The sequence below is a fragment of the Polaribacter sp. Asnod6-C07 genome (assembly GCF_045063625.1).
GTDB lineage: Bacteria > Bacteroidota > Bacteroidia > Flavobacteriales > Flavobacteriaceae > Polaribacter > Polaribacter vadi_A.
On record NZ_JBEFOF010000005.1, the window covers coordinates 1,492,366 to 1,505,501 of the forward strand.

8 protein-coding genes are annotated in these 13,136 nt (G+C 28.7%); 7 read left to right on the forward strand and 1 reads right to left on the reverse strand.

Translation table 11 applies throughout. The annotated features are described in order from the left end of the window. The first annotated feature begins 2 nt into the window (after positions 1–2). The 7 genes from ACJJVK_RS06320 to ACJJVK_RS06350 all read left to right on the forward strand — a co-directional run bounded on the left by ACJJVK_RS06320 (position 3) and on the right by ACJJVK_RS06350 (position 10,616). Positions 3–380: a TraR/DksA family transcriptional regulator gene (locus ACJJVK_RS06320; RefSeq protein ID WP_405564273.1), complete on the forward strand. Its 378-nt coding sequence runs from the start codon at positions 3–5 to the stop codon at positions 378–380. 121 nt (positions 381–501) lie between these two features. Further along, positions 502–4,569, forward strand: a complete 4,068-nt coding sequence (locus ACJJVK_RS06325) for a T9SS type A sorting domain-containing protein (protein WP_405564275.1) — start codon at positions 502–504, stop codon at positions 4,567–4,569. Between the two features lie 8 nt (positions 4,570–4,577). Beyond that, positions 4,578–5,222 carry a hypothetical protein gene (locus tag ACJJVK_RS06330; RefSeq protein ID WP_405564277.1) on the forward strand — a complete coding sequence of 215 codons (645 nt, stop codon included), beginning with the start codon at positions 4,578–4,580 and terminating at the stop codon, positions 5,220–5,222. A gap of 42 nt (positions 5,223–5,264) precedes the next feature. Next, complete coding sequence (locus tag ACJJVK_RS06335) at positions 5,265–5,909, forward strand: lipoprotein signal peptidase (protein ID WP_405564280.1); 645 nt, start codon at positions 5,265–5,267, stop codon at positions 5,907–5,909. Positions 5,910–5,985: 76 nt separating this feature from the next. Continuing rightward, positions 5,986–6,591 carry a DUF4230 domain-containing protein gene (locus ACJJVK_RS06340; RefSeq protein ID WP_405564283.1) on the forward strand — a complete coding sequence of 202 codons (606 nt, stop codon included), beginning with the start codon at positions 5,986–5,988 and terminating at the stop codon, positions 6,589–6,591. 31 nt (positions 6,592–6,622) lie between these two features. Next, positions 6,623–8,428, forward strand: coding sequence for an excinuclease ABC subunit UvrC (gene uvrC, locus ACJJVK_RS06345; protein WP_405564284.1), 1,806 nt, complete (start codon positions 6,623–6,625; stop codon positions 8,426–8,428). Then, on the forward strand, positions 8,418–10,616 hold the full coding sequence (locus tag ACJJVK_RS06350) for a patatin-like phospholipase family protein (RefSeq protein ID WP_405564286.1): 2,199 nt from the start codon (positions 8,418–8,420) through the stop codon (positions 10,614–10,616). The genes uvrC and ACJJVK_RS06350 overlap by 11 nt, the downstream gene beginning before the upstream one ends. A gap of 24 nt (positions 10,617–10,640) precedes the next feature. Here ACJJVK_RS06350 and ACJJVK_RS06355 read toward each other — a convergent pair whose 3' ends face one another. Then, the gene (locus tag ACJJVK_RS06355; RefSeq protein WP_405564289.1) at positions 10,641–12,884 is read right to left on the reverse strand and encodes an anion permease; all 2,244 of its coding nucleotides are present in this window, start codon (positions 12,882–12,884) and stop codon (positions 10,641–10,643) included. Positions 12,885–13,136: the final 252 nt, after the last annotated feature.

A 13,136-nucleotide genomic window follows, 5' to 3' on the forward strand; every position in this document is an offset into this window, starting at 1 on the left:
CTATGTCAGAAGTTAAGGTAAAATATACAGAAGAAGATTTACAAGAGTTTAAAGCAATAATCGAAAAAAAAATAGGAAGAGCTAAAGAAGATTTAGCTTTATTGGAAGCATCTTATAAAAATGATGCAAACAATGGTACAGACGATACTCTGTCATCTTTTAAATCTTTTGATGAAGGTTCTGAAGTAATGAGTAAAGAAGCAAACGTTCAATTAGCAATAAGACAAGAAAAATTTATAAGAGATCTTAAAAATGCTTTAATGCGTATAGAAAATGGTACGTATGGTGTTTGTAGAGTTACAGGTAAGTTAATTCAAAAAGAGCGTTTAAAATTAGTGCCTCATGCTACTTTAAGTATAGAAGCAAAGCGTAAGCAATAAACTTCTGCCTAAACAAAATAAAGAGTCCGAATTTTAATATTTTTAGTATTAAAATTCGGACTTTCTTTTTCTATACTTCTTATCTTCTATTAAACAAGATGATTTTCTTATTTTTGATTTTATGAAAAAGATTAACTATTTGTTTATTTTCTTTGTTTTAGGTTTTTTAATTTACCATTCTTTTTTTAAGAAACTTGAAATTGAGAAAATACAAGAACATCATTCTAAGTTAGTAAAAGACCATCCATTTAATACAAAAAAACATCTTTCAAAAGAAGAAAGAATATCTGTTGGTTTGCCACCAAATGAATATTTTGCAGATCAATACTTATTAAATATAAACCCACATACAGGAAGAACACACCCTGAAAATTTATACAATCTTCAAGGAAAATTAAAAAGAGAAAGAGCAAACCTACAAAGAACTCCTGGTGATGCAATTGATAATAATTGGGTAGAAAGAGGTCCCAATAATGTTGGTGGTAGAACTCGTATGGTAATGTTCGATCCTAATGATGTTACTCACAAACGTGTTTTTGCAGGTGGAGTAAGTGGAGGTCTTTGGGTAAATGATGATATTACTGATGAAAATTCATCTTGGATTCAAGTTGGCATATCAGATAATCTTGCTGTAACTTGTATGGCAGTAGATCCTAACAATTCGCAAATAATGTATTTGGGTACAGGAGAATTGTATAGCCCACAACAAGCCTTAGGAAATGGAATCTGGAAATCTACTGATGGTGGTGCAACTTGGAATAATGTTTATCAAATAAGAGGTACAACTTCTGTAACAAGTTATATTAATGTGCCAGGAACTTATTTTATGACAGATATAATTGTTAGAGATAAAGATGGAAATTCAGCTACAACAAACGATTCTGAAGTTTTTGCAGCAATTGGGGGTAGTTTTTACAGTTCTAATCCTATTAGTACTTCGATTGGTTTAAATGATTATGGGATTTATAAATCTACGGATGAAGGTTCTAACTGGTCTAAATTAGCTTTAGATGTTAATGGCAATTCAGTAGCGCCAAATGATTTTGAATTAGGTACAGACAATACACTTTGGTTAAGTACAACAAGAAACGCTTATTCAGATGGTGGAGGCAGAATTTATAGCAGTTCAGATGGAACATCGTTTACATTAAAACATACCATTACAAATGGCAGAAGAACAGAAATTGCAGTTTCTAAAACAAATGCAAACACAGTTTATGTTTTGGGAGAAATTGGCACATTAAGTGGGTCTAATTTAGTGGCACCTTTTATATCACTGTTAAAAACCGATGATGCTTTTGCATCTACACCAACAGCACTTTCTTTACCAAATGATGCTACAAGTAGTATTCCTGCAGAAGATTTTGCAAGAGGTCAAGCATTTTACGATTTAGTAGTAGAAGTAGATCCAACAAATGATGCAATTGCTTATGTAGGAGGTATAAATTTATTTAGAACCACAGATAGTGGAGTTTCTTGGCAGCAAATTTCAAAGAATTCACCAACAGGCAGTTTGCCAGGCATAACTGTTTCTTATGTGCATTCAGATCAACAGAGTTGGACTTTTCATCCAACAGATGCAAATATTGCAGTTTTAGGTTGTGATGGAGGTGTCTTTTATGCCAACTCACTGTCAGCAGCTTCCTCAAGTTCATCAGCAATAGAAGAAAGAAACAAAGATTATAATACAATTCAGTTTTACAATGCTGCAATTAGTCAAACTACAGATCCAGAATATATTATTGGTGGTACTCAAGATAATGGAAATCTATTTTTTGATGAAGCTTCAAGTGGAATAAATTCAGCAATAAAAACTAATAGAGGAGATGGTACACATTGTTTTATAGACAAAGAAGGTTCTTATATGGTTATTTCGAATTTGTACAATAACATCACTAGGTATAATTTACCTTATACTGGTTCTGGCGTTTCAATTTCATCAGATAGTGATTCTGGTACTTTCGTAAATGCTATGGCTTTAGACAATTATTTAGATGTTTTATATACAAATGGTTACGATGCTGAAAATGAAATTGGTTATTTAACAAGATTTACAAATATAACAACTGCATCATCTACAAGAACAGATATTTCAGATCCTCTAATAACTAATATTTCTGCTTTAAAAGTTTCGCCTTTTACAACAACATCCTCAAAAGTGTTTTTAGGTACTAGATCTGGTAAATTGATAAAAGTTGAAAATGCAAATACAGTAAGCCCAACAATAACAGACATTTCTTCTAATGATTTTTTAGGGAACATTTCATCAGTCGAATTTGGTGCTTCAGAAAATGAAATTATAGTTACTTTTTACAATTTTGGAGTAGAAAGTATTTGGTATACAGATAATGGAGGAACAACTTGGGCAAATAAAGAAGGTAATTTTCCTGATATAAATGTGAGATGCATTTTAATGAATCCTTTAAATAATGATGAGGTTATTGTGGGTTCAGAATTAGGAGTTTGGAATACAACTAACTTTAAAGATCCATCACCAAATTGGCAACAATCTTATAATGGCATGTCTAATGTTGTGGTTACTTCTTTTAGTTTAAGAACTGCAGATAATACCATTTTAGCAAGTACTTTTGGTAGGGGTTTTTATACAGGTCAATTTAAAGGTAATGATTTAACAACTTGGTTGGGTACTATAGATTCAGACTTTACAAATGTAAATAATTGGTCTAATGGTTTACCAACAAATGCTGTTGATGTTAAAATACCTACAACTTCAAATCATCCAATTATTAACACAACTGTTTCTGTAGCAAATATTTCTATTGATGAAAATGCGACTTTATTAATTACAGAATCTGGAGCCTTAACAATCGAAGAGAATTGTACAAATCAAGGGACGTTTACCATAAACTCAACTTTAGCAACCTCAGGAAGTTTAATTGTTAAAGGAACATCCACAGGAAAAATTACTTATAATAGGTATGCTTCTAATAATTGGCATTTAACAAGTGCGCCAATGTTAAATGATTTATATGATAATGATTGGGTTGCTGAAAACTCCATTCAATCTAGTTCAGTGAATACAAATTCTAGAGCTATTGGAACTTATAATAATGATTCTGGTTATTGGGAATATATGCAGGTAAATGATTCAGAAAATTTTACTGCGGGTAAAGGTTTTTCTATAAAAAGAACCACTGCAGGAAATTATATCTTTTTGGGTGATGTAGCAACAGAAACTGTAAATGTTACTATTGATAAAGGTACAGCAACTTCCTACAATTTATTAGGAAATCCATTTCCATCTTATTTAGCAATAAATGAAACTGCAGATTTTTCAAATAACTTTTTAAATGAAAATGAAACTGTTTTAGAAGAAAAGACCATTTATGTTTGGAATGGAAGCGATTATGAAACCAAAAACCAAGCTTCTTCTGCTGTAAATTTAGCTCCAGGTCAAGCATTTTTTGTGATTTCTAATTCAGATGGAGGTTCTGCAAATTTTACAGAAAATTTACAACAACATCAATCAGAAAATTTTTTAAAGCAGCAATCGAGACCAGAAATAAGACTTTTTTGTAAAAATGGAACACAAGAAAAATACACAGATATTTTTTACATAGCTTCTGCTACAACTAATTTTGATAATGGTTATGACAGTTCTTTATATGTAGATAGCTCATCAAATTTTGAAGTTTATACACAACTTATCACTGGCGATAATGATAAAAAACTAGCTATACAATCTATACCAACAGATTTTTCTATAAGTATTCCTGTAGGTATTATTGCTGATAAAAATTCAGATTTAGAAATTAGTGTAAATACCAAGAATATACCTGCAGATTTAAACGTTTATTTAGAGGATAAACAGTTGGACACTTTTACACTTTTAAATGATGAAAACAGTACTTATCAATTAACAACAACTGAATCTTTAAACGGTTCTGGCCGATTTTTTTTACATACATCATCAGAAGTACTAAGTGTATTAAATCCTGTTTTTAATAAAATTGGTTTATATGTTTTAGATGATGAAATTAAGATTCAAAATTTGAATTCTGAACCAAGTTTAATCAAGATTTATGATATAAATGGCAAATTAATATTACTTAAAAAGTTAAACAAAAATCAAGATAAAGTTGCTGTAAATGATTTTTCTAAAGGAATTTATGTGGTTGTTGTTGAGCAAGATAACAGTACTTTTACAAAGAAAATAATTATTCAGTAATAAGAGCAATGAAGTATAAGTTTGTTTTATTTTTTTTAATGAATTCAGTGATTCTTTTTGCTCAGAAAAAAGTATTTAAGCAATTTCAAACATTTGCAAATGAGGTTAATATTTTTACATCAGGTTTAGATAATTTGGTGTTAGAAAACTCAACATCAGATTTTATAGAAGTGTATTTGTATGCAGAAAGTTACGATGATCAATTGATTATTATTGATGAAAAAAGCAAAGAAGTAAACATAAAATTTGCGTTCGAAGGTACACAAACAAGAGAAGTTGTGTTTAGAAAATTTATAACAAAAAGACTACAAAGAGCCAATGTTATTGTAAAAATACCAAAAGGAAAAAAAGTATTCGTTTTTGGAGAAAATGTAGATTTAGAAGCAAAAAACCTTAAAAATGAATTGGCTATTTATATAGAAAACGGAATTGTAAAACTAAATAAAATACAGGTAAATACAATCTTAAAACTGTATTCTGGTAATGTATATGCATCTGTAAAAGGCACAAATTTAGACTTAGTTTCAAAAAAAGGTAAAATTAAAATTGATGATGATTTTTATGAAGAAAAACATAAAAGAGAGTTAGAAAATTCAAATAAAAAACTCTCAATAAACTCTATAAAAGCTAATATTTATCTATCAAGTAATTAAACACAATAATATTCTTATTTTTGTGACTTCAAAATTAAAAAAATGTCAAAAAAGAACATTGCAATTCTTACTATTTTAATAGCAATTATTTTAGATCAAGTTATAAAAATATACATTAAAACAAATTATATTTTAGGTGATGGTTTTGAGGTTTTTAGTTGGTTTAAAATTCATTTTGTAGAAAATAACGGAATGGCAATGGGTTTTGAATTTGGTGGTAAATCTGGTAAGCTGTTTTTAACTCTTTTTAGAATTGTTGCGGTTGGCGCCATTATTTATTGGTTGGCAGGTAATATAAAACGTAAAGTACACAATGCAGTAATTATTGGTATTTCTTTAATTTTTTCTGGTGCAGTAGGTAATATTATAGATTCAATTTTTTACGGAGTTATTTTTGATTCTTCAGAGCATAAAGTAGCCACGCTTTTTGCAGACAAACCTTATGGAGAGTTGTTTTATGGTAAAGTAGTAGATATGTTTTATTTTCCTATTTGGTCTGGTAATTTACCAGAATGGATTCCGTTTGTGGGTGGAGATTTATTTACTTTTTTTCAATATATATTTAACCCTGCAGACTCTTACATAACCATTGGTGTAGCAATTCTTTTTATTTTTAGCAAACAAGCTTTTCCTAAAGAAGACAAAAAATCTGACAAGAAAATAACAGAAACTTCTTCAGAACTTTAAAATTTCTTAAAATAAACTATCGTATTTTTTACTAACTTGTGTTGGGTTTAGAGTTAAATTTCTAACTTGCATAAGTATGAAGATTTCAAGATATATTCTCATTTTTTTTATTGGTTTTTTTATTGCCAAATTTTGGTATCAAAAAGACAATAAACATCAGCAAAAAGAAGAAATAAAAGTTGTTTTGAACTCCATTAAAAACATGAGTAAACTGGTTGTTTCAAGTGCTAGTTTCTCTGAAGTCTACAATTTTAAAGATTCAAAAAAATATTTTTATGATTATGTTTCTTTTGATAAAGAAGCAATTGTTACCGTAAACGCTAATGTTGAGGTTGGGTATGATTTATCTAAATTAGAAATACAAATCGATTCTGTAGGTAAAAAAATCATCATTAATAAAATACCCAAAGAAGTTATTTCTATTGCACCAGATGTAAAATATTTCGATTTAAAACAAAGTCAGTTTAACACATTTTCTAAAGAAGAGTTGAATAAAATTAACGAAAAAAGTATCTTTAAAATTAAAGAAACCATTGGTTTAACTGACTTAAAAAAAGAAGCAAAAACACGTTTTTTCGAAGAAATTTCTAAGATTTATCAGTTATCAGCCATATATGGTTGGCAAGTTGTAGATAATACAAAATCTGATTTTTTATCGGAATTAGACAAGCAATTAGATTAACTAAAATCATACAAAAAAAATATTTTTGAGAATGCCAACTTCTTTAGAACTTCAAATAAAAACCTTACCAAATTCACCAGGAGTTTATCAATATTTTGATAAAGAGGATGTAATTATATATGTTGGTAAAGCTAAAAACTTAAAAAAAAGAGTTGCTTCTTATTTTACAAAAACACATGAAAATGGTAAAACTCGTGTTTTAGTAAAAAAAATAGTTCGTATAAAACACATTGTTGTAAATACAGAAACAGACGCGTTATTATTAGAAAATAACCTTATTAAAAAATACAAACCACGTTACAATGTGCTTTTAAAAGACGATAAAAGTTATCCTTGGTTGTGTATTAAAAAAGAACGTTTTCCGAGAATTTTTATGACAAGAAGAGTTATTAAAGATGGCTCAGAATATTTTGGACCTTATACTTCTGTAAGAACAGTAAGGGTTTTGTTAGATTTAATTAAAGAACTCTACCAATTAAGAACCTGCAATTACGATTTAAGTCCGCAAAATATTAGCGAAGGCAAATATAAAGTCTGTTTAGAATATCATTTAAAAAACTGTAAAGGGCCTTGTGAAGCTTTAGAAACTGAAGCACATTACAACGAATCTATCAAAGAAATTAGAAATATTATTAAAGGAAACTTTAAAGAAAGTTTAGAGAAATTTAATAAAATGATGATGGATTTTGCAGCAAAAATGGAGTTTGAAGAAGCGCAAAAAATTAAAGAAAAATTAGATTTATTAGGTAATTATCAAGCAAAATCTACCATTATAAATCCGTCTATTAATAATGTAGACGTGTTTACTATTATTTCTGATGAAACACATGGTTATGCAAATTTCTTAAAAATTTCTAACGGATCTATTATTCAATCACACACTACAGAAATAAAGAAAAAGTTAGATGAAACAGACAAAGAATTACTAGAACTTTTTATAGTAGAAATTAGGCAACGTTTCGATTCGCAATCGCCAGAAATTTATGTGCCTTTTAAAGTTGATATTGGCGAGAATATAAAAGTAACCATTCCTAAATTAGGTGATAAAAAACGAATTGTAGAACTCTCTGAAAGAAATGCAAAGTATTACAGACAAGAGCAGTTTAAGCAAATAAAAATTGTTGATCCAGACAGGCATGTAAAACGAATTATGGCGCAAATGAAAAAAGATTTGCGTTTAAAAGAAGAACCAAGGCATATAGAGTGTTTTGATAACTCTAACATTCAAGGTACAAACCCAGTTGCAGCTTGTGTTGTTTTTAAAGATGGTAAGCCAAGTAAAAAAGATTACAGACATTATAACATTAAAACTGTAGAAGGTCCAGATGATTTTGCGTCTATGGAAGAAGTAGTGTATAGAAGATACAAACGCTTACTTTCTGAAGGCCAATCTTTGCCTCAATTAATAATTATTGATGGTGGTAAAGGGCAATTATCATCAGCATTAAAAAGTTTAGATGTTTTAGGTTTACGAGGTAAAATTGCAATAATTGGTATTGCAAAACGTTTAGAAGAAATCTATTATCCAGATGATCCTATACCTTTGTATTTAGATAAAAAGTCAGAAACTTTAAAGATTACACAATATTTAAGAAACGAAGCACATAGATTTGGTATTACATTTCACAGAAACAAGCGTAGTAAAAGTGCCATACAAAGTGAGTTAGAGCAAATTCCTGATGTTGGTAAACAAACAATTACAACTTTATTACGTAAATTTAAGTCGGCAAAACGAGTTAAAGAAGCTTCTTTGACAGATTTAAAAGAAGCAATTGGTAATGCAAGAGCTGTAAAAGTGCATCAATATTTTCATAAACAAATAAAAAATGAAAAGTAAAGTTTTTCTTCTAATTTTAATGTTTCCTTTGTTTGTTTTTGGGCAACAAAAGCAGCCAAAAATTGGTTTAGTTTTAAGTGGTGGTGGGGCTAAAGGTTTTGCGCATATAGGTGTTTTAAAAGAAATAGATGCAGCAGGTATACAGTTAGATTATATTGGTGGTACAAGTATGGGAGCTATTGTAGGTGGTTTGTATGCTTTAGGTTATTCTGGTATTGAAATAGAAAAAATTGTAAAAAATACCGATTTTATGTCTTTATTAAGAGATAAATTACCACGAAGTTCTTCTCCTTTTTTTGATAAAGAAAATGCCGAAAAAACCAAGTTAACTTTACCTGTTTCTAAAGGTAAATTGGGTTTACCTAAAGGTATTTCTAAAGGGCAAAATGTATTAAATTTATTGTACGAGCTTATTGGCTCATCAGAAGAAATAGAAGATTTCTCCAGATTAACAATTCCATTTTTTTGTATTGCTACAGATGTAGAAACAGGTAAGGGAGTTATGATAGAAAGCGGTTCATTACCAGCAGCTTTAAGAGCAAGTGGCTCTTTCCCAACCTTATTAAATCCAGTTGTTTTAAACGATAAATTATTAGTTGATGGAGGTATAGCAAATAATTTTCCTGTAACTTTTATGAAATCAAAAGGAATAGATATTGTTATTGGTGTAGACGTAGAGGGTAAGTTAATTGATAGAGATAAGTTAACTTCTGCAATTGCTATTTTAAATCAGATTGTTAGTTATCAAATGTACGATCAAAGTAAAGAAGAAAAAGAAAAGTTAGATGTCTATTTGCATCCAGAAATATTTAATTATACTGTTGTAGATTTTGATAAAAAGGATGAAATTATTGAAAAAGGAGAAATTGAAGCTAAAAAGTTTAGAGAAGTTTTTAAAGAATTAGCAGCAAAACAGATCAATAATAAAAAGAGAACATTTTTAAAGATAGATACTCAAAAAAAATATATTTCTAAGATTGATGTAAAAAGATCAGAAAACTATACAATTGCCTATGTTTTAGGTAAGTTAGATATTAGAGAAGGAGATAGTATTTCTAGGCAAGAAATTACCAAAAGAATAGGTCTATTATCTGCCACTAAAAACTATGATAGAATAGATTATGCTTTAATAAAACAGAGAGATAATTCTTATCATTTAAACTTTATTATAAAAGAATCTATAGAGAATGCTACTTTAAGTTTAGGGGCACATTATGATGATTTATACAAATCTGGAGTTTTAGTAAATTACAGTCACAAGCACGCTTTTTTTAGTAATGATTTACTTTCTTTAGATTTAGTTTTAGGCGATAATTTAAGATATGATTTAAACTATTTTGTAGATAATGGGTTTTATTTGAGTGTGGGTTTTAAATCTAGATATAATCACTTTAGGGCAAATTCTAAATACGGCCCTATTATTTCTCAATTTCCTAATATTAGCAGTGTAAATATTAAATACACAGATATTACAAATCAGCTATACTTACAAACAACTTTCGATAGAAAATTTGCTTTAGGACTAGGTGTTGAGCATAAATATTTAAAAGCTAGTACAGAAACTATAACTAATAATAACAATGAAACTAATATTGATAATAGCGAATATTACAACGCTTTTGCTTATTTAAAGTTAGATACTTACGATAAAAAGTATTTTGTAACAAAAGGATATTTTGCTGATTTAAATTTAAAATGGTATTTAAACTCAACCGATTTTAATAACAATTTTAAAAGTTTTGCACAAGCACAAGGTACTTTAGGTTTTGCAACACCTTTATCAGATAAAATAACTTTTCAAAATACTAATGAAGCTGGTTTTACTTTTAATACTAATGAAACTGGTATTTTTGAATTTTATTTAGGTGGTTATAACCAAAACTTTATTAACACGTTTGTGCCTTTTTATGGTTATGATTTTGGTGAGCTTTCAGATGTTTCGTTCTTAAAAACAGAGTTCCATTTAAGATATGCTTTTTTAGATAAGCATTATGCAAGTTTTATTGCTAATTATGCACGTTTAGATAATAATGTCTTTAAAGATATAGATATTTTTAAAGACATTAAATCTGGTTATGCATTAGGTTATAGTTTTGATAGCCTAATAGGTCCTATAGAATTAAAGTACAGTTGGTCTCCAGATCATAGAGATCGCTATTGGTTGTTTAATTTAGGATTCTGGTTTTAATCATTTTTAAATAATGATAAACTTTTATTTAGTACTCAAATAAAACTCCTCGTAAATTTCTAATAAATTCATTAAAGCTTTCATTAAATCTTTGGTTTCTAGAAGAATACTAAAGTAAAGTGTAGAGTTTTTAGGGCTAGTTTCATCTGTTCTAATTCTACTAACTTGTTTTTCTACAGATAATGAAACGTTCTTTAGCAACTCACGTTTTTCTATTAAAATAGGATTTAAACTATCAAATTCTCTAGATTTAAAAACGTCGCTTACATTGTCTAAAATTTCTGTAAGTTGGTTGTTAATACCTTTTAAATCTTTTAATTGACCCTTTTTTAAGTTTTTATGATTGTTATTTACGTGTTTAAAACTTGCTCTAGAAATATAACTAATAGACTGAGCAGCATCTTGTAAATAGCCTAAAACAGATATATAAAATCTACTTGCTTGCACAGAAGTTTCATCTAAAGATTTAATAAAATAAAAAACGTTGTCTTTTAGTTCATCTATTTCTTCATTTAATTTTTCTACGTGTTTATCTGTTTTACGAAGTTTATTTAAATCGTGATTAGCTAAATCATCTACAACATTTGTGTACAATTTATTTATTCTGTCTGCAACACCAGAAATATGATCAGAACTTTCTTCTATAACACCATTAATAGTAATTAATTCAGATCTTTCTATATGGTTTTTTCTTTTTACTTCTTTTGCTCTTTTTCTATGTGCCATAGAGTTTTTAGTGATTAAAAAAGCAACTAAAAGCAATAAAACAGGAATAAACGCAATATGTAAATTAATAAAATATGCTACAATACCAGCAGCAATAAAGGCAATTAGAGCTGTTAAAAACCAACCACCAATAACATTTAAAACTCCAGCAACTCTATATACAGCACTTTCACGTCCCCAAGCTCTATCTGCTAAAGAAGTACCCATTGCAACCATAAAAGTTACGTAGGTGGTAGACAATGGTAATTTCATAGATGTTGCTATAGATATTAAAACACTAGCCATAATAAGGTTTACAGAAGCACGAACTAAATCAAAAGCTGGCATTTCAAAAGTTTTATCTTTTGGTAGTTTTATAACTGGTTTTTCAAACTTAGCATTAATAAAATCTTGCGTTTTTTGTGGAAATAAATAATTTATACCTGTATTTAAAACCATTGCAAAACGTACCACAACTCTAGATAAATTGTTTGGTTGAAATTTTTCATGACCTTCTCCTTGTCTAGATAAATTAATACCAGTTTCTATAACTGATTTTGCTTTAGAAGATGTCCATAAAGTAACCACCATTATTCCACCAGCTAAAAGTAAAAGCCAAATGTTAGAAGGTACTTTTTTAGCCAAACTACCCATAGAGAAAACTTCTGGGCTTACACCAGAAATATTCCAAGCTTCATAAGAGTTTAAAGCTGCAATTGGCACTCCAATAAAATTAACTAAATCATTACCAGCAAAAGCCATAGCTAAAGAAAATGTACCAACACCAATAATAATAACTAAAATATTTTGCTTAAATATTTTTATAATTAAATAAGATATAGCAGACCAAATTACAAAACTTGCAGCAACAATTTGTAGTGTGTTCCCTTCTAAATATTCTTTTAAACTATCGTAAAACTGTGTTCCTTTTAAACCTTTAATAATTATAAAATAAGTAATTGCAGTAATTGCAAAACCACCAAATAGAGAGTTTATGTAAGTAGGTCTACTTTCAAAATTAAAAGAATAAATAATTCTAGAAAAGTATTGTACAATGGCACCAACTGTAAAAGCAACAATAACAGAAAGTAAAATTCCTAAAATAATATCTGTAGCTGTATTGTAATTTATATAGTTCCAAATGGCAGAAACACTTTCTGCATCATTTTGTGAAATTTTAACCATTGCAATAACAACAGCAGAGCCTAAAAGCTCAAAAACAATAGAAACTGTGGTAGATGTTGGCATACCTAATGAGTTAAAAACATCTAACAATAAGATGTCAGTAATCATAACAGCCATAAAGATGTACATTACATCTTGAAACACAAACATGTTAGGGTTAAATATTCCTTTACGAGCAACCTCCATCATTCCACTAGAGGAAACTGCACCAAAAAAAACACCCACACTAGCAATAATCATAATGTTTCTAATAGATATTGCTTTAGAACCAATTGCAGAATTTAAAAAATTTACTGCGTCGTTACTAACACCAACAACTAAATCAACAATAGCTAAAACAGCTAAAGCTATTAACATTAAAATATAAGGATCTTCCATTTTATATTATAAATTTAAGAAAGCAAAGTTAATTACACTACATTTTGGTAATGTTATCTAAATGTTATGAAATTCTCATTCATTTTTTGCAACTAAAGTAATCTATTTTATGTGTATACACTGATAATTTTTGCCATTAGGTACTTATAAATTCTTGTTTTTTAATTTAACATAATTAACAATTAATTAACCAGTTTTTAACTCAAGCATAATTTAATACTAACACTGAGTTTACAAAAGGAGTGGATTTTT